This is a genomic window from Bradyrhizobium algeriense (assembly GCF_036924595.1).
Classification (GTDB): Bacteria; Pseudomonadota; Alphaproteobacteria; order Rhizobiales; family Xanthobacteraceae; genus Bradyrhizobium; species Bradyrhizobium algeriense.
The window spans coordinates 2,842,162-2,863,673 of record NZ_JAZHRV010000001.1; the positions used below are offsets into that span (position 1 = coordinate 2,842,162).

The 21,512-nt window shown below is 64.5% G+C and carries 22 protein-coding genes; 5 read left to right on the top strand and 17 right to left on the bottom strand.

Features of this window, described 5'->3' with window-relative positions; genetic code table 11:
* Positions 1-10 precede the first annotated feature (10 nt).
* From V1286_RS14065 to V1286_RS14085, 5 genes are all read right to left on the bottom strand, one after another.
* On the bottom strand, positions 11-523 hold the full coding sequence (locus V1286_RS14065; protein ID WP_334480380.1) for a hypothetical protein: 513 nt from the start codon (positions 521-523) through the stop codon (positions 11-13).
* 166 nt (positions 524-689) lie between these two features.
* Positions 690-1,589: a coiled-coil domain-containing protein gene (locus V1286_RS14070; protein ID WP_334480381.1), complete on the bottom strand. Its 900-nt coding sequence runs from the start codon at positions 1,587-1,589 to the stop codon at positions 690-692.
* 174 nt (positions 1,590-1,763) lie between these two features.
* A complete protein-coding gene (locus V1286_RS14075) occupies positions 1,764-2,984 on the bottom strand; it encodes a citrate transporter (RefSeq protein ID WP_334480383.1) in 1,221 nt (406 codons plus the stop codon).
* Positions 2,985-3,045: 61 nt separating this feature from the next.
* On the bottom strand, positions 3,046-3,993 hold the full coding sequence (locus V1286_RS14080) for an alpha/beta hydrolase (protein WP_334480385.1): 948 nt from the start codon (positions 3,991-3,993) through the stop codon (positions 3,046-3,048).
* 101 nt (positions 3,994-4,094) lie between these two features.
* Positions 4,095-4,874 (bottom strand): SDR family NAD(P)-dependent oxidoreductase, encoded by a 780-nt coding sequence (locus tag V1286_RS14085; protein ID WP_334480387.1) that lies wholly within the window; start codon positions 4,872-4,874, stop codon positions 4,095-4,097.
* A 317-nt stretch (positions 4,875-5,191) separates the two neighbouring features.
* Here V1286_RS14085 and V1286_RS14090 point away from each other — a divergent pair, with 317 nt between their 5' ends.
* A complete protein-coding gene (locus V1286_RS14090) occupies positions 5,192-6,181 on the top strand; it encodes a DUF2155 domain-containing protein (RefSeq protein ID WP_108521301.1) in 990 nt (329 codons plus the stop codon).
* Between the two features lie 42 nt (positions 6,182-6,223).
* On the opposite strand, the gene V1286_RS14095 is transcribed toward V1286_RS14090, so the two are convergent.
* Positions 6,224-7,183, bottom strand: a complete 960-nt coding sequence (locus tag V1286_RS14095; RefSeq protein WP_334480390.1) for a LysR family transcriptional regulator — start codon at positions 7,181-7,183, stop codon at positions 6,224-6,226.
* 103 nt (positions 7,184-7,286) lie between these two features.
* Between V1286_RS14095 and V1286_RS14100 the strand changes: the two genes are divergently transcribed.
* Both V1286_RS14100 and V1286_RS14105 read left to right on the top strand, forming a co-directional pair.
* Entirely contained in the window at positions 7,287-8,468 is a 1,182-nt protein-coding gene (locus V1286_RS14100; protein ID WP_334480391.1) for an MFS transporter, read from the top strand.
* Between the two features lie 28 nt (positions 8,469-8,496).
* Positions 8,497-9,531, top strand: a complete 1,035-nt coding sequence (locus V1286_RS14105) for an aldo/keto reductase (protein ID WP_334480393.1) — start codon at positions 8,497-8,499, stop codon at positions 9,529-9,531.
* Positions 9,532-9,583: 52 nt separating this feature from the next.
* Here the strand turns inward: V1286_RS14105 and aat are convergent, their stop codons facing one another.
* Positions 9,584-10,264 carry a leucyl/phenylalanyl-tRNA--protein transferase gene (gene aat / locus V1286_RS14110; RefSeq protein ID WP_334480395.1) on the bottom strand — a complete coding sequence of 227 codons (681 nt, stop codon included), beginning with the start codon at positions 10,262-10,264 and terminating at the stop codon, positions 9,584-9,586.
* Positions 10,265-10,398: 134 nt separating this feature from the next.
* On the opposite strand from aat, the gene V1286_RS14115 reads away from it, so the two are divergent.
* Positions 10,399-11,340, top strand: a complete 942-nt coding sequence (locus V1286_RS14115; RefSeq protein WP_334480397.1) for an AEC family transporter — start codon at positions 10,399-10,401, stop codon at positions 11,338-11,340.
* A gap of 22 nt (positions 11,341-11,362) precedes the next feature.
* Here the strand turns inward: V1286_RS14115 and V1286_RS14120 are convergent, their stop codons facing one another.
* Genes V1286_RS14120 through V1286_RS14145 form a run of 6 tightly spaced genes read right to left on the bottom strand, consistent with a single transcriptional unit; the run spans position 11,363 to position 16,005 of the window.
* Positions 11,363-12,238 (bottom strand): amidohydrolase family protein, encoded by an 876-nt coding sequence (locus V1286_RS14120; protein ID WP_334480398.1) that lies wholly within the window; start codon positions 12,236-12,238, stop codon positions 11,363-11,365.
* Positions 12,239-12,262: 24 nt separating this feature from the next.
* The gene (locus V1286_RS14125) at positions 12,263-12,643 is read right to left on the bottom strand and encodes a RidA family protein (protein ID WP_108521225.1); all 381 of its coding nucleotides are present in this window, start codon (positions 12,641-12,643) and stop codon (positions 12,263-12,265) included.
* A 28-nt stretch (positions 12,644-12,671) separates the two neighbouring features.
* Positions 12,672-13,475: a 2-oxo-hept-4-ene-1,7-dioate hydratase gene (gene hpaH, locus V1286_RS14130; protein WP_334480399.1), complete on the bottom strand. Its 804-nt coding sequence runs from the start codon at positions 13,473-13,475 to the stop codon at positions 12,672-12,674.
* A 3-nt stretch (positions 13,476-13,478) separates the two neighbouring features.
* A complete protein-coding gene (locus V1286_RS14135) occupies positions 13,479-14,339 on the bottom strand; it encodes a fumarylacetoacetate hydrolase family protein (RefSeq protein WP_334480401.1) in 861 nt (286 codons plus the stop codon).
* A 59-nt stretch (positions 14,340-14,398) separates the two neighbouring features.
* The gene (locus V1286_RS14140) at positions 14,399-15,016 is read right to left on the bottom strand and encodes a flavin reductase family protein (RefSeq protein WP_334480402.1); all 618 of its coding nucleotides are present in this window, start codon (positions 15,014-15,016) and stop codon (positions 14,399-14,401) included.
* An 11-nt stretch (positions 15,017-15,027) separates the two neighbouring features.
* Positions 15,028-16,005 (bottom strand): Bug family tripartite tricarboxylate transporter substrate binding protein, encoded by a 978-nt coding sequence (locus V1286_RS14145; RefSeq protein WP_334480404.1) that lies wholly within the window; start codon positions 16,003-16,005, stop codon positions 15,028-15,030.
* Positions 16,006-16,171: 166 nt separating this feature from the next.
* Here V1286_RS14145 and V1286_RS14150 point away from each other — a divergent pair, with 166 nt between their 5' ends.
* The gene (locus tag V1286_RS14150; protein ID WP_334480406.1) at positions 16,172-16,966 is read left to right on the top strand and encodes an IclR family transcriptional regulator; all 795 of its coding nucleotides are present in this window, start codon (positions 16,172-16,174) and stop codon (positions 16,964-16,966) included.
* Positions 16,967-16,970: 4 nt separating this feature from the next.
* Here V1286_RS14150 and V1286_RS14155 read toward each other — a convergent pair whose 3' ends face one another.
* From V1286_RS14155 to accC, 4 genes are all read right to left on the bottom strand, one after another.
* Positions 16,971-18,062 carry a sensor histidine kinase gene (locus tag V1286_RS14155; RefSeq protein ID WP_334480408.1) on the bottom strand — a complete coding sequence of 364 codons (1,092 nt, stop codon included), beginning with the start codon at positions 18,060-18,062 and terminating at the stop codon, positions 16,971-16,973.
* Positions 18,059-18,499 carry a response regulator gene (locus V1286_RS14160; RefSeq protein ID WP_334480410.1) on the bottom strand — a complete coding sequence of 147 codons (441 nt, stop codon included), beginning with the start codon at positions 18,497-18,499 and terminating at the stop codon, positions 18,059-18,061. Before V1286_RS14160 ends, V1286_RS14155 begins: the two co-directional genes overlap by 4 nt.
* Positions 18,496-20,028 carry a sensor histidine kinase gene (locus V1286_RS14165; protein ID WP_334480412.1) on the bottom strand — a complete coding sequence of 511 codons (1,533 nt, stop codon included), beginning with the start codon at positions 20,026-20,028 and terminating at the stop codon, positions 18,496-18,498. The genes V1286_RS14160 and V1286_RS14165 overlap by 4 nt, the downstream gene beginning before the upstream one ends.
* A gap of 116 nt (positions 20,029-20,144) precedes the next feature.
* The gene (gene accC / locus V1286_RS14170) at positions 20,145-21,503 is read right to left on the bottom strand and encodes an acetyl-CoA carboxylase biotin carboxylase subunit (RefSeq protein WP_108521207.1); all 1,359 of its coding nucleotides are present in this window, start codon (positions 21,501-21,503) and stop codon (positions 20,145-20,147) included.
* Positions 21,504-21,512: the final 9 nt, after the last annotated feature.

The window sequence follows — 21,512 nt, forward strand, 5'->3', positions numbered from 1 at the left end:
TGGAGAAACGCTATCTCCGGAAATCCACCCGGCCTTGCGTAAAGTAACCGTCTATTCTCTGATCGCTCACCATCAGGCCGACCCAGGGGACCGTGATCTCCGGGTTGTTCAGGTTGATATATTTCCCGACCAGCCGGCGCGGACCTTCGCGCCTGGCCTCGATCAGGCCTCTGCGCTTACCGGAATCCCAATCGAATAGCAGGTACACGCGGTCTCCGACGATTCTTGCTTCGCCCTGGCCCGGCTTCCATTTATCGGGGGCATCGCCCGGTATGGTGGGATCCGCTGCCCCCTTCCAGCGGCTCGACCACTCGCCTTCGATCGTGCCGCGCGGGCCGCTCGTATTTCCAGCGCTCCATGGCTTTGCATTTTCGTCGGCGGCGGATTCTTCCGGTACCGTGTTGCGGGCAAACTGCGTCACGTCATCGTCGTTGGGGTTTGGAACGTCCATGACGCCGAATGGATTTCGGATTGCCGGATCGTTTTCGGATACGACGTTTCGGTTTGCGCTTTCGGATTTCATCGGTGCCTCCAACTGCCATGGCCGTGCTTCGCTCCGAGCGGCACGGCCTGCTTCAAGGGCGTTGGATCGCAGGATGGAGGCGCGGCGGCCACCCGATTTCCGGGGGAACCTTGCTGGCTATGTCTGATGTCTCCGGCGCGCGATGATTCGGCGCCGTTCGCCTGGCTCACGCAACATCGGCTTGCGCGCTCGGCGTCTCCTCCGCGAGCAAGGCATCGAGATCGACGAGCTGCGGATCGTCATGCTCGGGTTCGCCGTTGAGTCCTGCGCTGCCATGAAGATGCATCAGGGTCTGCACGCGGCGGGCGTTGAGATGGTCCACATGCTGATGCTGCAGGGCTACCGGCAGCAGCGCCTTGGGCAGCCCGACCAGCGCAAAGGCCGGAACCTTGCGCACCTCGTCGCCCTCGCGCCAAAGCAGGGGATGGAGGGTGTAAATCAATTGCCGATCGATCTCCGCCGATGGCGGTTGCTCCGCCTCTGATAGCGCGATGCTGGCGAGGTTGGCGTTACCAGCGCGGGTGCGTACGGCTGCGGATCGCAGCTCCCAACATATCAAGTCTGCCGCCGCAAGAACCTCGCGGCGAACGGCATCCACGTTGCTCGAGAACCTGGTCGCTTCCGGTATCGACATCGCGCTTTTCGTGACGGCCTCGACCAGCGCGGTGGCGCCGCCGTCAAATCCCGGCGCGGCCCGCTCTATCGCCGCAGCCATCGCCTCGATCTGGTCCGCCAGCGCATCGCGGTCGCGCTGGGCCTTGGCGTCCGCCAGCGCGCGTTCGGCTGAAGCGACCTGCTCGTCGAATTCCAGCAGTTCGGCACGCATCGTCTTGGTGCGGTCCTCGACGGCGCGCATGGCAGCTTCGGCGCGATCGAGCCGGGCATTGGCAGCACCGGCTACCGCCAGCCGTTCGGCGGCGGTGCGTTTTTCTGCAAGTTCCGACTCGGCGACGCTCAGCCGCTCGGCCAACTTCTGCCGCGCCGCCAACTTTTCCTTCAGCGCGTTCTCAAAGCGCTCGATCGGGCCGAGCTCGCGCATAAAAAGCTCGCGCTTAAAAAATGCCATGGCAATACCCCCGCGCATCACGATCGTCCGCCGAATCAGCGGGCCGATTCGCTACATGTAAAAACTAGCCTGAAACTTGGATGACATTGCGGCTTAAGTCTGTTGGGCGAAACCGGGCAGTGGATGATGGCCGGCCAGGGGCCGGCCATCAACGTCGCTGTGCATGGAACGCGGCTAAACCGGCTTGTCGGGGTGCCACCCGAGCACCGCCAGCATCACGAAAAACCCGACGACATAGGCCACAGCCACCGGCCATCCCTGGCTGATCCAGCGGCCGACGGATTTGGCCTCCGGATACATGTTCGACAAGGCGACGCCCGCCGATGAGCCGAACCAGATCATCGATCCGCCGAAGCCGACGGCATAGGCCAGATAGCCCCAGTCGTAGCCGCCTTGTTTCAGCGCGAGCGCGGTGAGGGGAATGTTGTCGAACACGGCGGAGACGAAGCCCAAGCCCAGCGCGGTCGGCCATGAAGCGACCGGCAGCTTCTCGACCGGCATCAGCGAAGCCGAGGTGACCAATGCCAGAAGAAAGATCGTGCCCTTGAAGGTCTCGGGCATCACCTTCCAATCCGGCGTGCGCAATCCCGCCGTCAGCAGAATGACGACCCAGACGGCGATGCCGAGAACCGGGACAGCATCGAGCAGGGCAGGGAACTTCAAATTGGCGGTGATGTTCGCGGCCAGTGCGGCGACGAGAATGGCGGCGACGATGAACACCCGCGCCGGGTCGATCTTCAGCCCCTTTGACGCATCCTTTTGGATTGGCGAGTAGCGCTGTTGCTGAATGGAAGCGGGCACCGCGAAGATCAGCATCGCAACGATGGCCGCGATATAGGCCTCCACCACGGCGAGCGGACTGACGCCCGCGATCCACATCATGGTGGTGGTGGTGTCGCCGACGACGCTGCCGGCTCCGCCGGCATTCGAGGCTGCGACGATTGCCGCGAGATAGCCGATGTGAACCTTGCCCCGGAACACGTGCCGCGCAACGGTGCCGCCGATCAGGGCGGCGGCGATATTGTCGAGGAAGCTCGACAGCACGAACACCAGGGCGAGCAGGACCACGCCGCCCTTCCAGTCGTCCGGCAACAGCGCCGGCATCTCATCCGGAATCCGGCTTTCCTCGAAATGCCGGGACAGCAGCGCAAACCCCATCAAGAGCAGGAACAGATTGCCGAGCGTGACCCACTCGTGCGCCATATGGTGGCCGAGGCCGCCGAGGCCGGTGCCGTATTTGAACCCGGTGAAGATCAACTTGTAGACGATGATCGCGGCAAGGCCGGCGAGCGCGACCTGAAGCGTCTTGTGATGGAACAGCGCGACCCCGAGCAGCGTCAGCGCGAACAGGATGAAGTCGACGGGTATCCCGAATACAAGGATGGGTTCGATCACAACGGCCTCGGATGAGGGCAGAGGAAATTCACGGGGTTCAGCGCGCAATCTGCAATGTGCATTATTTCAGCGTCTTGAGCCAATCGGCGATTTCGCTGACCGCGACGTTGGCCTGCTGCAAGAGCTTGCCCATGGTGAAGAAGCCGTGGAACTGGCCGGGGAAGTGGCGGTAGGTCATGGGCACGCCGGCCTCCTTGAGCCGCGCGGCATATTCGGCGCCCTCATCGCGCAGCGGATCGGCGCCGGCGGTCAGCACATAGGCCGGCGGCAGCCCGGCGAGCGTCTTCGCGCGCGCGGGCGAGGCCTTCCAATGGTCGATGTCATCAGCGCTGTTCAGATAATGGTTGCAGAACCATTTGATCACGGAATGGGTGAGGAGGATGCTGGTCTCGGGCTCGCTGTGCGAGGGGTGGCTCATAGCAAAATCGGTGGCGGGATAAATCAACACCTGGCCGGCGAGTTTTGGTCCGTCACCGTCGCGCGCGGCCAGGGCCACGACGGCTGCAAGATTGCCGCCGGCACTGTCGCCGCCAACCAGCAATTGCGCGGCGTCGATGCCGAGCTGTCTGGCGTTGTCCGCAACCCATGTCGTTGCCGTAATCGCGTCATCGGCGGCGGCCGGGAATTTGTGCTCGGGCGCGAGGCGGTAATCGATGGAGATGACGATCAACTCGCCTTCATGGGCGAGCATGCGGCAGACCACATCATGGGAATCGAGATTGCCGATCACCCAGCCGCCGCCATGGAAGAAGACGAGGCATGGCGCGAGACCGTTGGTCTTGCGCAGCGCCTTCGGTGTGTAGATGCGGGCCGGGAGCGCGCCATGCGGTGCCGGGATCGACAGCGGCTTGTCCGATTCCAGTTCAGGCGGTTCGGGATTACTGACGAAGCGGGCGTTCAGATAGTACTCGCGGGCTTCCGGTGCGGTCAGCGTCTCGTAGGCGGGACGGCCCGCCTCCTGGAAAGCCTTGTAGACGGCGGCGGCATCGGGATCGAGCGTGACGGGCATGGGACCTCTCGTTTTGAGTTGTCATCCCGGGGCGCGCAGCGAACCCGGAATCTCGAGATTCCGGGTTCGCATCTGCGATGCGCCCCGGAATGACGGTTGCGTCAGGCGGCGGTGCGGCCGCCGTCGACGGTATAGGCGGAGCCGGAAACGTAGCTCGCCTCGTCGGAGGCCAGGAACGCCACGACGGAGGCGACTTCGGATGCCTGTCCGAGCCGCCGCGCCGGAATCCGGTCGACGATCTTCTCGTTCGGCAGCGGTTCATTGCCGGGATTGCGGCCCTGCAGGATGGTGCTCAGCATCCGGCTGTCGATCAGGCCGGGGCAGACGCAATTGACCCGCACGCCGGTGCCGGTGCATTCCCAGGCGGCGCTCTTGGTGAGCCCGATCACCGCATGCTTGCTGGCGCTGTAGACGGCGATCATCGGCGATCCGATCAGGCCGGCGATCGAGGCGGTGTTGATGATGCTGCCCTTGTTTTGTTTGAGCATCACCGGCAGCACATGCTTCATGCCGAGAAAGACGCCGACGACGTTGACGTCGAGCACGCGCCGAAAACTCTCCAGCGAATATTCCGGGATCGGCTTGATGTTACCCTCGATGCCGGCGTTGTTGTAGAACGCGTCGATCGCGCCGAACCTGTCGACCGTGGCGCGGACATAGTCCGCGACCTCGTCCTCCTGGGTAACGTCCGCCGCGACCGCGTGCGCTTCGGCGGAGGCGGGCAGGTCCTTGATCGCGGCCTTAAGGTCGTCTTCCCTGCGGTCGACGGCGACGATACGGGCACCGCGTTCGGCCAAGAGGCGGATGGTCGCGGTTCCAATGACGCCGGCGGCGCCGGTCACGACGGCAACCCGGCCATCGAGACGAATTCGATCGGGCATGTCTGGGATTTCCTCTCGCTCCTCCGGTTATCCCGGATTTTGGTGGTTTTCACGCCAGGAGTGGGCACCCTTGCGCGAACGGAAGCGACTATTTCATCTGAAACGGGGCATGACTAGATCATGGGGCCATGATCGAGATCATGGTGCGACCATTGAAAGCCGGTTTCCGCCTTCCCCCGGGGCCACGGATCGAGTGCGGCGGGAAGGGGGCAAGCCGCCCTTTCCGCGCCGTATTCGCCGTGTTAACCGGGTGGGACGCGAGCGGCGGATAAGTCTGTACTATGTCGCGAGCCCGATTCGCCTGTAAAAGCCGCGAGATGCTTCGAACCATTGCCCTGACCGGTCTTGCGGCGCTGATCGCCGCCACCATGACTTCGCTTGTGCCGCCGGCGCAGGCGCAGATCGGCAATATCTTTTCCGATCCGCCGCTGCGGCCGCCGGGCGCCATTCCCCGCGGCAATCAGCAGCAGCAACAATTTCCCGACGACGACGAGGAAGTGCCGGAATTGCCGCGCGGCCGCCTGTTGCCGACCCCGAACCGTCCGCCGCCGGGGCAGGGCGCTCCGCCGCCGGGAAGCTTCCAGTCGCAGCCGCTGGCGCCGCCGCCGGGAACGACCGTCGCTCCCCAGGGCACGCAACCGGGTGTTGCGGTTCAGCCGCCGCAGCCGGGCCAGCCGGGCGTCGCCACCGCGCCGCCGGGCCAGCGCCAGCCGCCAGCCAAAGGCGTGCCGCAATCGCCGGCGACGCTACAGCCGGGCGATGAGGTCGTGTCCGAGCCGCCGGCCACCAAGATCACCAACAAGAAGGCGAGCTTCTCCGGCCTCGACAAGATCACCGGCCGCATCATCAATTTCGAGGAGGATATCGGTGAGACCGTGCAGTTCGGCGCGCTGCGCGTGAAGACCAGTGCCTGCTACACGCGGCCGTCGACGGAAGCTGCCAACACGGACGCCTTTGTCGAGGTCGACGAGATCACGCTGCAGGGCGAGGTGAAGCGGATATTCTCGGGCTGGATGTACGCGGCAAGCCCCGGCCTGCATGGCGTCGAGCACCCAGTCTACGACATCTGGCTGACCGACTGCAAAGGCCCCGACCAGACCATCGTCAGCGCACAGCCCGATCCGGCGAAGACAGTCGCGCCGCCGGCCGGGCAGAAGCGTCCGCCGCAGCCGAAGCAGGCGGCGCCGCGTCCACCGGGACTACCGCCGCAGCCGCAATTCCAGCAGCAGCCGCAGCAGGCTCCGCCGCCGCCACCCCCGCCGCAGCAGCGGCCGGGTGGACTGTTTGGCGGATTGTTCGGGAATTAGGACGCCCGCCTCCGCGTCGGCAGGTTGTACGCCCCCAAATACTCAGCATTCACCGTGTAGCCGCCACTTGCCGTCGGCAGTGCGCCTTACAGTAAGATCGCCCATGCGGATGTTCGTCGCGAGGAAATCGATGAAGCTGCGCACGCGCGTCGGCAGCGGCCCGGCGTGGCCGACGTAGATCGCATGGATGTCTTCGCGGTCCCCCGGATTGTAGTTTTGCAGCACCGGAATCAGGCGCCCGGCCTCGATGTCCGGACCGACGTGGAATAGAGCCAGGCGTGCGCAGCCGACTCCGCCGAGCGCGAGCCGGCGGACCGCTTCGCCGTCGCTGGCGCGTGCTGCTGGCGGCGGCAGCACCTCCTCGATCCGCTCGCCGCGACGGAACGGCCAACCGCGAATGCTGCGCGGAAAAGTCCAACCGATGCCGCGATGGCTGGCGAGTTCAGCCGGGGTCTTCGGCTCGCCGAAACGGGCAAGATAAGTCGGCGCGGCCACCACCGCCATGCGGCTGGTCCCGAGCTTGCGCGCGACGAGGCGCGAAGCCCCCAGCGGCCCGACGCGAATTGCCACGTCGGCGCGCTCCTGCATCAGGTCGATGACCGTATCGGTGAGAACGATGTCGAGCGTGATATCGGGATGCTCGGCGAGGAAGCGCGGCAGCAGCGGCATCACGTGCTGCATGCCGAAGGGTATGTTGCTATTCACCATCAGATGCCCGCGCGGCGCTGCACCGGAGCCGGCCTCGCGCTCCGCCTCCTCGATCTCGCCGAGAATGCGCAACGAGCGCTGGTAGAAGGCCTGGCCTTCCTCGGTCAGTTGGAGCTTGCGCGTGGTCCGGTTCACAAGTCGCGTGCCGAGCCGGGCCTCCAGGCGGGATACCAGCTTGCTCACGCCGGATGGGGTCATGCGAAGGCTTTTTGCCGCCGCGGTGAACCCGCCGAGGTCGACGACCCGGACGAAGACCTCCATCTCGGCGGAACGGTTGGTATCGAGCCGGCTCATGTTGAATTCGCATCACAAATGATTGGATTGCCGGCATCCTAATTCTTCCGCCGCGCTTCCGCTATTTGCGTTGCAGCAACCCTGTCCTGATCCGGAGCAACGCATGCCTGCCGCCGTCCTTGCGCTGACCGCCGGTGCCTTTGGCATCGGCACCACTGAATTCCTCATCATGGGCCTCTTGCTGCAGGTCGCCGCCGATATGCAGGTTTCGGTCTCCGCGACGGGCCTGCTGATCTCCGGCTATGCGCTCGGGGTGTTCGTCGGCGCGCCGATCCTGACGCTGGCGACGCGGCGGATGCCGCGCAAGGCGGTGCTGCTTGCTCTGATGGCGATCTTTACCTTCGGCAACGCCGCCTGCGCGCTGGCGCCGGACTACGGGCTGTTGATGGCGGCGCGGATTCTCACCTCGCTCGCCCATGGCACATTCTTCGGCGTCGGCTCGGTTGCGGCGACGAGCCTCGTCACCGAGGACAAGCGTGCTTCCGCGATTGCCACCATGTTCATCGGGCTGACGGTGGCTACTCTGCTCGGCGTTCCCTTCGGCGCGTGGTTCGGCCTCATGCTGGGATGGCGCGCCGCCTTCTGGGCAGTGACCGCGATCGGTGTGGTCGCCTTCGCCGTGCTGGTCATTCTCGTTCCCGGCGATGTCGGCGGCAACGAGAAAGCCACTTCGCTGCGCGAGGAGCTGGCGCTGGTCGGCCGTCCGCAAGTCCTGCTCGGCCTCGCCATGACCGTGTTCGGTTTTGCCGGCCTGTTCGTGGTCTTTACCTATGTCCAGCCGATCCTGACCCGGCTGACCGGCTTCTCTGAAGCGGCGGTCTCGCCGATCCTTCTCGTGTTCGGCGTCGGCCTGTCGATCGGCAATGTTGCGGGTGGGCGGCTCGCCGACCGTGGTCTCGGACGTGCCCTGATCGGCACGCTTGCGGCGCTCGCGCTCGTGCTCGTCGCGCTTGCGGCGGTGCTGTCGATCAAGGGCCTCGCCGTGGCGTTTATGTTCCTGCTTGGCGCTGCCGCCTTCGCCACTGTCGCGCCGCTGCAGCTTCGCGTGCTCGAAGCGGCCGGCACGGAGGGACGCACGCTCGCGTCCAGCCTCAACATCGCGGCCTTCAATCTCGGCAATGCGCTCGGCGCCTGGGCCGGCGGGCTAACGATCGATCACGGCCTGGGTCTGGCCGCGCTTCCACTCGTCGCGGCGGCGATCACCGCGGCGGGGCTCGTGCTGGCGATATGGAGCGTGCGTCTCGACCGGCCGGTACCTTCCGCTGCGGCGTGCCCGGCGGAATGAAAGCAAAGCATCAAAAGGGAGCACGACAATGCAATATCGCAACCTGGGTGCCTCAGGCCTGAAGGTTCCCGTTATCAGTTTCGGCACTGGCACGTTCGGCGGAGAGGGGCCGCTGTTCTCGGCTTGGGGCCGGAGCGGCGCCGAGGAAGCGAGGCGGCTGGTCGACATCTGCCTCGAAGCCGGCGTCAATCTGTTCGACACCGCCGATGTCTATTCGAACGGCGCGTCGGAAGCGATTCTCGGCGCCGCGATCAAAGGCCGCCGCGACAGGGTGCTGATCTCTACCAAGACCAGCCTGCCGATGGGTGACGGTCCATTCGACGCGGGCTCATCGCGGCATCGCCTCGTTTTGGCGGTGGACGCCGCCTTGCGGCGGCTCGGGACCGACTACATTGACTTGCTGCAGCTCCACGCCTTCGATGCCTTCACGCCGATCGAGGAAGTGCTGTCGACGCTCGATGGGCTCGTCCGTGACGGCAAGCTGCGCTATGTCGGCGCCTCCAATTTCTCGGGCTGGCAATTGATGAAGTCGCTCGCCATTGCCGAGCGTCACGGTTGGCCGCGCCATGTGGCGCACCAGGTCTATTATTCGCTCGTCGGCCGCGACTACGAGTGGGAGCTAATGCCGCTCGGCCTCGATCAGGGCGTTGGTGCGCTGGTCTGGAGCCCGCTGGGTTGGGGACGTCTCACCGGCAGGATAAGACGCGGCCAGCCGCTGCCGGCGGGCAGTCGCCTGCGCGAGACGGCGCAGTTCGGTCCGCCTGTCGACGAGGAGCGGCTCTATCGCGTCGTCGACGTCCTGGATGCGGTCGCGACCGAGACCGGTCGCACCGTGCCGCAGGTCGCCATCGCATGGCTGCTCACCCGCCCAAGCGTGGCGTCCGTGATCATCGGCGCGCGTGACGAAGCGCAGCTCCGCGACAATCTCGGCGCCATTGGCTGGTCGCTGACCGCCGAGCAGATCGCGCTCCTCGACAAGGCGAGCGCGGTGATGCCCTGCTATCCCTATTATCCTTATCGTGTCCAGGAAGGCTTTGCGCGATTGAACCCGCCGCCGGTTTGAGCCGATCGGAAGCGGACGCCGCCGCGCCTCGGTGTTTTGCAAGACCTACGCATCAATTGCGTTCGGCAATGATCGCGAGCGCTTCCGCGCCGCTGACCGGCTGGCCGGCGGCCAAATTCAGGAAATCCGCAGGCTCGCCCGCAATCGCCTTGTCGAGCAGCATGCGATAGCGGCGCCTCGGAATTTCGACCGCGCCGAAGCTGCGCAGATGTTCGGTGACATATTGTGTGTCGAGCAGCTCGAACCCGCCAGCGATCAACCGCGCCACCAGATGCACCAGCGCCACTTTCGATGCGTCGCGGGTGCGATGGAACATACTCTCCCCAAAGAACGCCCGCCCGAGGCTGACACCGTAGAGGCCGCCGACGAGGTCGCCGTCCTGCCAGACCTCGACGCTGTGGCAGTGCCCGAGTTCGTGGAGCCCGACATAGAGATCGCGGATGCGCTTGTTGATCCAGGTGTCGTCGCGGCCCGGCTGCGGCGCCGCGCAACCCGCAATGACCGCCTTGAAGGCGGTATCGACGGTAACGCTGAAGGCGTCCGAGCGCACGGTGCGGGCAAGCCGCGAGGCGATGCGGAAGCCCTCGAGCGGGATCACGCCGCGCATTTCCGGCTCGACCCAGAACAGCGTCGGATCACCGGCGCTCTCGGCCATCGGAAAGATGCCGCAGGCATAGGCCCGCAGCAGCACTTCGGGCGTGATTTCGGAAACGGCTGACTCGCGCGATGTCATGGGCTGATGATAGCAGGACGGAGGGGGCCTATGCTACGTTCCGCAAACGATCAGTGCGCAGCCGTGGCCGCACAATGCGAGACGGATGACGGTAAGGCAATCCGCCCGGCCGACTTCCCGCAAATGAGTGTAGCATGAGCGCAGTGTTGATCGTCGTTCCGGTGTTCGCGTTGATCGCGGCCGGCTATGCGGCGGTAGCGCTGCGTTTCATCTCGCCTACGGCGCACAGGGGCATTTCCGAGTTCGCCTTCAGCATCGCCATTCCCGCGCTCTTGTTCCGGATCGTGGTCGTCGCGGAATTTCCCGCCGTCAACGCCTTCGCGGTGTGGGGCGCCTATTATGGCGCAACGGCGGCTATATGGATCGTCGCGCTGCTGGCGTCATCCGTTCTTCGGCAATCCCGGGCCGACGGCGTGGTGCTTGCGATCGGCGCGGTCTACGGCAACGTCGTGATGCTCGGCCTTCCCCTGACGCTGTCGGCGCTGGGAAGTCAGGCGGCCGGCTCTATGGCGTTGATCCTGTCGGTCAACACGCCCCTGCTTTGGCTTTGCGGCACGCTGCAGATGGCATGGGCCGAGCGGAAGTCTTCCGAGTCAGCGCCGCTGCTGGTGCTGCGGGCCGTGCGCGAGATCGCGCGCAATCCGATCATGCTCGCGCTCGGCTTCGGCTTTCTCTGGCGCCTGACCGGATTGGGGCTGCATCCCGTTGCGGACAGGACGTTGGAACTGCTGGCGCAGGCGGGTTCACCCACGGCGCTGATCGCGCTCGGCATCAATCTGTTCGGATTCAGGATCAAGGGCCAGGCAGTCGCGATGGCCGTCATGTGCGCGCTCAAGCTGCTGGCGATGCCGGCCATTGCCGCGATCCTCGCGTTCTACGTCCTGGCGTTGCCGCCCATTTCCGCGGCTGTGGTTGTCCTGTTTGCCGCAATGCCGACCGGCGCCAATGCCTATATCTTCTCGGCCCAGTACGGACGGCTGAGCGAAGCCGTCTCGGGCGCGGTGGCGCTCGGCACGGTCCTGGCCGCAGTGACGTTGCCCGTCATCGTGGCATTCGTGACGGTCGCGCTGCGCTAGGCGCTCGACATCAGTCGCAATTCTAGTCCTCGAAGCCGAACAGCTTTGCCGGATTGGTCACCAGGATCTTCCGTAGCTCGGCCTCGTCGGGCGCGTAGCGATAGAGCAGTTCGAGCAGGTCGGCGTCGTTGGGGGGCTGCACCACCGAAACCGGGTGCGGCCAGTCGCTGGCCCACACGCAGCGGTCGGGAGCAGCTTCGATATAGGCGCGCGCGATCGGAATGACGTCGTCCCAGGGCGGGCCGTTTTTCGACGTCTTCTCCCCGAGCGACAGCATCACCCAGAAATTGCCCTTCGACAGCAGCGCCAGCATCTTTTGCAAGTTCGGATCGTCCTTGCCGCGCACGGGGTCAGGGCGCGCCATGTGGTCAATCAGCACAGGCACGTCGAGGTTTTCGTATTTGGCGGCGCTGGAAACGATGCCGTCCTTTTCCGGCTGGATTTTTGCGTACCAGCCGAGCTCGCGGATTTTCGCGATGGCACGGGCAAAATCCTTGTCCGAGAGCACCGCACCGAGTTCCTGCCGGAAACTGAAGCGGGCGCCGCGCACGCCGGCGTCATGCAGTTTGGCGAGATAGGCATCGTCGGCTTCGGCAAACACCAGCGCGTTGGCGCAAGCGCGGTAGTTCGGCCCCATCGCCGCGAGGGCGTCGAGCACCACGGAATGATCGGCGCCATAGGTCGTGGTCTGCACGATGATGCCGCGCTCGATGCCGAGCGCCTTGTGGACGCGAAGCGCGGCTTCCCAGGTCGCGGTCGGCATCTGGTAGGCGGCGCCCGGCCGCACCGGATATTTGTCCAGCGGACCCAGCACGTGAAACTGGCTGTCGATGCTCTTCGGCGGCGGCAGCTTTGAGGGACGGCGCGGGTTCGGATCGAAGGGGAGATAGGTCGGCATGTCAGGTTCCTTGACTGGTCGCGGTCAGCCGATCACGGCGGTGAAATCGCATTGCACGAGCGCGCCGTTCTCCATGTCCATCTGCAGCGCATGGCGGGCAGGGCGCGAATGCTCGTCGGGAAACATTTTCAGCCATTCGGTATTTACGGGCGCACGCTGCGTGCGGTCCTGCAGCCATACGGTCATTTTGATGATGTCGTCCGTGGTCCCGCCGCCGGCTTCCACGATGGCCTTCATGTGGCCGAACATGTTGGCGCACTGGTCTTCGATCTTGTCCGGCATCTTGCCGGCGGCGTCGCGGCCGAGAATGACGCCGGACATCAGGAGATTGCCGATGCGGCAGGCGTTCGGAATTGGATTGGCGTGCTTGAATTCGCCGATATGAATGCTCTTGCGCCGTGTCATCGCTTCTCTCCCTGGGACGCTTTCTTGTTCAGACGAACTGGCAGGACACCGATCCGAACTGGCCGTAATCGGCATGAAACGTGTCGCCCCTGATAATTTCGACGGGGCGCGTAAACGATCCCGCCAGCACCACTTCGCCGGCTTCGAGATACTCGCCCTGAGCCGCCAGCCGGTCGGCAAGCCAGGCCACGCCGTTGGCGGGATGATTGAGAACGCCCGCGGCGATGCCGGTCTCCTCGATCTGGCCATTGCGAAACAACAGCGCGCCAATCCAGCGCAGGTCGAAATCGAGCGGCCGAATGGGCCGGCCGCCGACGACCAGCGCTGCATTCGCGGCATTGTCGGAAATCGTGTCCATCACCTTGCGCGGCGCTTTCGTCTCGGGATCGACGCGATGCATCCGGGTTTCCAGGATTTCGAGCGCCAGCGTGACGTAGTTGGTGGCGTTGAGCACGTCGAACAGCGTGCAGTCCGGGCCCTTCAACGGCGTCTTCAGCACGAACGCCAGTTCGACCTCGATGCGCGGCGCGCGGAAGCGGTCGAACGGGATCGGCGATGCATCCGGATAAAACATGTCGGCGAACAGCACACCGTAGTCCGGCTCGGAAATGCCGACGGCGTTCTGCATCGCTTTCGATGTCAGGCCGATCTTGTGCCCCCTGACGACGCGGCCGCGGGAGAGCTGCAGTTTCGTCCATGCGCGCTGGATGGCGTAGGCATCCTCGATCGTGAGATCAGGATATTCGCGCGTGAACGCAGGTATCAGCGACTTGCTGCGTTCGGCCTCGTCCAGGCGCTGCGCCAGCCGTTCGACGGTTTGTTGATCGAGCATCGGTTACTGCTCCTCCGCCACGGTGTTGCGAAGGATGCCGATCCGAGCGGATTCCACCTCGACGACGTCGCCTGGCTTGAGCCAGCGCGGCGGCGTGAACCGGGCGCCGGCCCCGGTCGGGGTGCCGGTCGCGATCATGTCGCCGGGTTTCAGGGTCGCAAAGGTGGAGAGGTAGGCGATCAGGAAATCGAACGGAAACATCAGCCGCTCGGTGGAATCGCTCTGGCGCACCTCGCCATTGACGCGGGTAATAATGTCATGAGGCCCACGCGGATCGCATTCGTCCGACGTAACGATCCACGGCCCGATGCTGCCCGATCGATCGAAATTCTTGCCCTGGGTGACGTTGAACTTGCCGTGGTGCAGCCAGTCGCGAACGCTGCCTTCGTTGCACAGCGTCATGCCGAAGATGTACTCCCAGGCGCGCTCGCGGGGGATGTGCCGGCCTTCCTTGCCGATCACGATGACGAGTTCGCCCTCATAGTCGAGCTGTTCGGAGATATCAGGCTTTTCGATCGGCTGGCCGGAGCCGACGACCGAGGAGGGGTTGCGGACAAATAGGCTCGGATATTTCGGCAGGTCCGAATTGTCCTTGTACTCGGCGTTGCGGTCTTTGTAGTTGACGCCGATGCACCAGAGTTTTTCCGGATTGGGAATCGGCGGCAGCAGCACGAGATCGTCGAGCGCATGGCTCGGCTTGAGGCCGGCGACCATCTGGCGCGCGACTTCCAGGCCGTCCTTGGCGATCAGGCTCCGAAGGTCAGGACATTTCGGTCCGAGCCGTTGGGTGAGGTCGACCACGCCGCCGGCAACGGCCGCGCCGAAGTGCGGCTCGCCGTTTGCGAGATAACTTAAGAGATGCATGCGGTGGATCTCCGGATCAGCGCCGCGTTCACGCGGGCGACGGCGCGCCTTTCGACGCTTCAGGATTCAGTTTTCGAGGTCTGGAACACGGGTTTCAGGGTAACGATCTCGCCGAGCTTGGCGTAACGCGGACCGGCAATGCGGCAGATCGGATCGAGCGCCTCGGTTTCGATCTTGCCGTTGTTCAGCAGCCCATCCCTGATATGGAAGACCAGCACCTCGCCGACGATGAGCCGGCTGCGGGTTTCGCCGAATTCGAGGCATTGCCGGAAGCGGCATTCCATCGCGATCGGCGCGGCGGCCAGACGGGGCACCTTGGTGCGTTCGCCCGGCAGCGTCGAGAGCCGCAATTCCTCGACCTCGCTGACATCGGGCGGATGCTCGGTGGAACTCTCGTGCACCGCCTTCATCAGGCTCGAATCCGCGATGTGAACGACATACTCCTCGTTGTTGAGGATGTTCTGCGCGGTATCCTTGTAGATTGCGCCCTTGCGGCCGACGCTGATGGCCAGCATCGGCGGCTTCGGCGAGACGAACATAAAGGCGCTGAAGGGGGCGAGGTTGAGCACCCCGCTACCCGACAGGCTGGTCACCCAGGCGATCGGGCGGGGCACCACGACGCCGGTGATCAGCCGGTAGGCCGTTTCGGGGTCGAGATATGCAGGATCGATCCGCATCGGGATGCGCCTCAGTCGGCCTTGATGTTCGCCTTGCGGACCACGGGAATCCACTTGGCGTCCTCGCGTTCGAGGTAGCTCGTAAACTCCGCCGGCGTCATCGATACAGCCTCGGCGCCGAGCGCGTTGAACTTCTCGACGATGGCGGGATCTTTCAGGATCTCCGCGAGGGTATCGTGGAGCTTGGTCACGATCTCGGCCGGCGTGCCTGATGGCGCGAACAGTCCGGTGAAGGTCTGGCCGTCGAGTTCCTTGTAGCCGAGTTCGGTGAAGGTCGGGACATCCGGAAGCCAGGAGGCGCGGTGGCTGCCGGTGACGGCGAGCGCGCGCAGCATGCCGCTCTTGATGGAAGGCAGTCCGACCGAGATCTGGTCCAGCGCAAATTGCACCTGTCCGCCGATCAGGTCGTTGAGAGCCGGTGCGTTGCCGCGGTAGTGCACCGTCAGCCATTCCAGGCCGAGCGACGACTGCATCAACTCGCTGAGCAGATGGTTGGTGGTGCCCTGGCCGGGGGAAGCCATCGTCAGCTTGCCGGGATCGCGGCGGGCAAGCTCGATGAATTCCTTCAGACCTTGGGCCGGCACCGTCGGATGCACTTCGAGCACCAGCGGCGTCATCGTGATCGAGGTGATCGGGAGGAAATCCCGCTTCCAGTTATAGGCCTCGCGCTTGGCGATCTCGGGTGCGAACAGCACGGGGCCGTTGGCGCCGACGAACAGGGCGTAGCCATCGGGTTTGGCTTTCGCGAACGCCTCGCCGGCGATCAGGCCGCCCGCGCCGGCCTTGTTTTCCACGATGAACGGCTGGCCCAGCTTCGCCTGCAGCCTGTCGGCGATGACGCGCGCCGCGCTGTCGACATTGCCGCCTGCCGGATAGGGCACGATCAGGCGTACCTGCCGCGCCGGCCATTGCTGGGCGTCGGCCGGTGTGCTCAACGCTGCCACGAATAGTGCCGATACAGCGACGCCTGCGATCGCGAAAATTTTCATCGCATTCTCCCGAAAAGCGGCATATTCGCCGCTACATTTTGTTTTGCGCGAGCCCCGTCCCAGCAGCATGCGCATGTATTGTTCCGCGCCGCGATCTTGCGCGCGGCCCTTCCGCTGTCGACCAAATTGTGGTGTTTCTGTCCACATTGTGGACAGGACAGCGCGTATGACAAACGGTCGGTTAAAGGCGCGCGGGCGAGGGCCGCGGCAGGGCGGGCAGGCGATCCGCCGCGCATTGGCCGTGCTGCGGACGCTCGCGGTTGGCGGGGAAAAAGGCGTGCCTCTGGCTGAAGTCGTGCAAGCGACCTCGCTCGCGCGTCCGACGGTACATCGCATCGTGCATGTGCTGATCGAGGAGGGGATTGTCGAGCGCAGCGAGCGGACAGGAAATTACGTCGTCGGTCGTCAGGTGCCCGAACTGGCGCTGGCGCGTCCATCGCGTTCACCCCTGATTGTTGCAGCCGAGCCGCATCTCGCGGAAGCGTCGGCGGAACTCGGCGATACCCTGTTCCTGACGGTGCGCACCGGGCTCGACACGCTATGCGTGGCGCGCCGCATCGGCAGCTATCCGATCCAGGTGTTGTCGATCGAGGTCGGTGTGCGGCGTCCGCTGGGCGTCAGCAGCGCGGGGGTGGCGATACTGGCCGCCATGCCTTCTGCGGAGGCGCGCAAGATTGTGCTCGCCAACGAAACAAGATTTGGCGCCTACCGAACTGATACGGCGACGGTGCTCGGACAGGTCCAGCTCGCCCGCCGCCGGGGCTACAATCTGCGCGATGTCGGCCTGGTGCAGGGAACGAAGTCGCTTTCAGCCTGGATCCGGACGCCGGACGGCCAGCCAGCCGCTGCGATTACGCTCTCCGCCATCCGAAACAGGTTGAGCCCGCGTCGCGCAATCGAGGTGGCGGACGTTCTCCTCGCTACCGCGCGTGCGATCGAGGCGGCGACCCCGAGGGATTAGCGGCTTAACTCGCCGCGGCGCTGGTCGATTTCGGCGCCGCCGCCGGGATGCGGCGGAAGCGCAGCACGATCCTGGTGCCGTGATGGTCCGGATCGCGCTCGGCGCTGGCGTCGAGCTTCGCGGCCATCGCGCTCACGATGCGTTGCCCCATGCCGGTGGAGCGCGGATCGGCCTTGGCGTTGAGGCCGACGCCGTCGTCCGCAATCGCGACCACGAGGTCGTCGCCCTCGGGCTTGAGCTCGACGTGAATGGGACCGGCGCCGTCGGGATAGGCGTATTTGACGGCGTTCATCACCAGCTCATTGACGATGATACCGATCGCCACCGCGCGGTCCGGGTCGATCTCGATCGGTTCGGCCTTGAGCGTCAGCCGCGACATCTTATTGCCCTCGGCCGAACGCCGAAGGTCCTCCAGCAGGGCTTCGAGATACTGATTCAGCAACACGCTCTTGAGATCGTGCGAGGTGTAGAGACGGCGATGCACCTGGGCGACCGCGGCGACGCGGCCCATCGCATTGGTCAGCGCCGCCTTGACGTCGTCCTGGGTCGTCGAATTGGCCTGCAAATGCAGCAGCGAGGCGATGATCTGCAGGGAATTGCCGACGCGGTGGTTGACTTCGCGCAGCAGCACCTCGCGTTCGGCGGCAAGCGCCGCATAGCGGTCGCGCGAGGCGTGGACCTCGGCTTCGGCCTCGTCGCGGGCGCGCTGAAGCTCGGCCTGCCGCAGGGCGCCGTTGACGGCGACCTGGAGCAGGGGGATGAAATCGCCGTGCGTGTCCTTGACCAGATAGTCGGCGGCGCCGGCCTTCAGCGCCGTAACGGCGATCGCCGAATCCTGGGCGGCCGTGACGAACACTACGGGAGGGGCGTCCGCTATCGCCATGATCTGTTCCAGCGTTTCGAGGCCGTCGAGACCCGGCATGAACTGGTCGAGCGCAACCACATCGATGCCGCCCTGCGCCAGCCGCGCCAGCCCTTGCTCACCGCTCGCCGCGTGGACGACCTTGAAGCCTGCCCGCGTCAGGCCGCGGTCGACCAGCCGGGCCAGCCCGGCGTCGTCGTCGATATACAGCAGTGTCGGCGTCGATAGTTTCATGTGGCGGCCGGAGGAACCTGAATGACGGAGAAGAACAAACCGAGCTGGCGAATGGCGTTGGCGAAGCTTTCGTAGTTCACGGGCTTGGTAATGTAGACATTGCACCCGAGGTCGTAACAGCGCTTGATCTCGTGAGAATCGTCGGTCGTGGTCAGCACCACCACCGGCGTGGTCTTGAGATATTTGTTTTCCTTGACCCGCTTCAGAATGTCGATGCCGGTCGTGTCGGGTAAATTGAGGTCGAGCAGGATGAGGAGCGCGCTGCCCTTGTGGTCGAGACCCGTCCCGTCTTTGCCAAACAGGTAGTTCAGCGCGGCTGTACCGCTGGTGAACGGCATTATCTCATTGTTGACACCGGATCGGCGGATATTTCGCTCGATCAGGCGGGCATGGCCCTCATCGTCCTCGATCATGATGATGGTGACTGGATTACTCATGTCCGTGTGTTCCGGTTACCGACTGGCCAATTGATAGGCAGTGTAATCGTGAATGTGCTGCCTTGGTGAAGTTCCGACGCGACTGACATGGTACCTCCCAGGCGGCGCACCAAGGCGCGGACATGGGCAAGGCCGATGCCCTGTCCGGGCCTGTCCTGGGTTCCCGCGCGGCGGAACAATTCGAAAATGCGCTGATGGTCCTTGGGATCGATGCCGCGCCCATTATCCGAGATCTCGAAAATCGCAAAGCCGAGCTTGGTGCGGCCACGCACCCTGATTTCGCCGGGGACTCCGGTCTTGAGGTATTTGAGTGCATTGTCGATCAGATTGGAGAAGATCTGCTCCAGCGCAAGGCGATCGCTGACGATATTCGGCAGCGCGTCGATCCGGATCTCGGCCTGGGCTTCCGCGGCCTGATGCGCCACAGTCGCCACGATGCCGTCTATCAGGTCCCTGGTATCGATCCAGACCGGCTCGAACTCGCGCCGCCCCTCGCGGGTGAGGCTCAGGATCGCCGATATCAGCCGGTCCATCTTGCCGATCGACGACTTGATGAAGGCGAGCGCCTCGGAGAAATCTTCCGAGAGCTGCTTGTCGGAGCCCTCGAGCACGGGTTCGGCGGTATCGGTGGCGTTTTCCGGGGCAGGCTGCGCAGCGGACTGCTCGCGGGAAAGCGCTGCGATCCGTTTGAAGATGTCGCCGCGCAATTCCTCCAGCTCGCTGGTGAAGCCCATGATGTTCACCAGCGGCGAGCGCAGATCGTGGCTGACGATGTAGGCGAACCGCTGGATCTCATCATTGGCTTCGCGCAGGTCCGCGGTACGCTCGTCGATCGTGGCCTCGAGGTTGAGATGACTGTCGCGCAGTCTGGCGTCGGCCTGGTCGCGCGCGTGCGATGAACGTCGGACCAGGAAGATAGCGATGCCGGCCAGCACGACGACTAGGCCCGAGCCGATGCCGGTGATCGAGGCTGCCAGCGTCTGGCTGCGATCGGCGTTGGTCGTGCGCTCCACAAACAGACGGTCTTCCTCCGTCCGCATCCGCAGCGCGAGATCCTCGATATGTTTCATGGTGTCGCGCCCGATGCCCTCGCGGACGATCTTGGCGGCGTCGCTCATGCGCTTCGACCGGGCTAGTTCGTTCGTCGTGCGGAATTCCTCGATCCGCTGGTTGTAGAGCGGCATGATCTCGTTGATGAGCCGCCTTTGAACCGGATTGTCGGTGATGAGCTGGCTCAACTTCGTCAGCGCCGGCGTCAGTTCGGATAGGGCTTGCTCAAAATCGGTCTGGAAATCCGGCCGCAATGTCGCGAGGTAGCCGCGCTGTGCGCTTTCGGCCCGCCGCAACTGCAGTTGGACGAGCGATATCTGGTTTTCAACCTCAAGGGTGCGCAGAACCTTGCGCGCGTCCTCGCGCGCCTTGTTCACCAGATGGACCGAACCGGCGCTGATCGCGGTCAACACCAGGAGCCCCGCCGCAAGCAGCAGGATGTGCCCCATGGCGCGCTTGCGCTGGGCATTAGCGGTCACGGTGATCTCTCGTCATGAACAACGGAACAAGCGCCCCTGACACCCCCTTTGCACTCCAACGTGCGATGGAACCCGACGGTTCCATGCGCTGTCGAATATTTCAGGTGGTTTTTCGCTCAGGTCTTGCCGTCCAGCGGCTGGCCGGCAAGGTACTGCTCGAGCCAGTGGATGTGGTAGTCGCCGTTGATGATGTCGGCCTCCCGGACCAGAGCCCGGAACAGCGGCAGGGTGGTTTCGATGCCGTCGACCACCATCTCGTCGAGCGCCCGGCGCAGCCGCATCAGGCATTCGGCGCGGGTCTTGCCGTGCACGATCAGCTTGCCGACCAGCGAATCATAATAAGGCGGAATGACGTAGCCCTGATAAACGGCGGAATCGATCCGCACGCCGAGCCCGCCGGGCGGGTGGAATTGCGTGATCCTGCCGGGCGACGGGCGGAAGGTCTGCGGGTTTTCCGCATTGACGCGGCATTCGATGGCATGCCCGATGATGGCGATCTCTTCCTGCTTCGCGGGCAGGTCGCCGCCGGCGGCGATGCGGATCTGCTCCAGCACGAGGTCGATGTCGGTGATGCTCTCGGTGACGGGATGCTCGACCTGGATACGGGTGTTCATCTCGATGAAGTAGAATTCGCCATCCTCATAGAGAAATTCGATGGTGCCGACGCCGAGATATTTCATGTCCCGCATCGCCTTGGCGCAGGTCTCGCCGATCCTGGCGCGGGCGGCGGCGGCGAGAACCGGTGAGGGGCCTTCTTCCCAGACCTTCTGGTGACGGCGCTGCAGCGAGCAGTCGCGCTCGCCGAGATGGATCGCGCCGCCGCGGCCGTCGCCGAGAATCTGGATCTCGATGTGGCGCGGCTTCTGCAGGTATTTTTCGAGATAGACTGAGGCGTCGCCGAAGGCCGATTTGGCCTCGTTGGATGCGGTCGACAGCGCCATCATCAAATCGTCGGCGGAGTGCGCCACCTTCATGCCGCGTCCGCCGCCGCCGGCGGCCGCCTTCACCAGCACGGGGAAGCCGATCGCCTTGCCGATCGCGAGGGCGTCGTCGTCGGGCGAGACCGCGCCATCGGAGCCCGGAACGACGGGGATGCCGAGCCGCTTGGCGGTCTTCTTGGCTTCGATCTTGTCGCCCATCAGGCGGATGTGCTCGGCCTTCGGGCCGATGAAATGCAGATTGTGCTCGGCGAGGATTTCGGCGAAGCGGGCGTTCTCCGACAGGAAGCCGTAACCGGGATGCACCGCGTCCGCACCGGTGATCTCACAGGCCGCGAGGAGTGCGGGGACGTTGAGATAGGAGTCTTTCGACGGCGGCGGGCCGATACAGACGCTCTCGTCGGCGAGCCGCACATGCATGGCATCGGCGTCGGCGGTCGAATGCACGGCAACGGTGTTGATGCCGAGTTCCTTGCACGCGCGCAGCACGCGGAGCGCGATCTCGCCGCGATTGGCTATGAGAATCTTATCGAACATCGCAGCGCC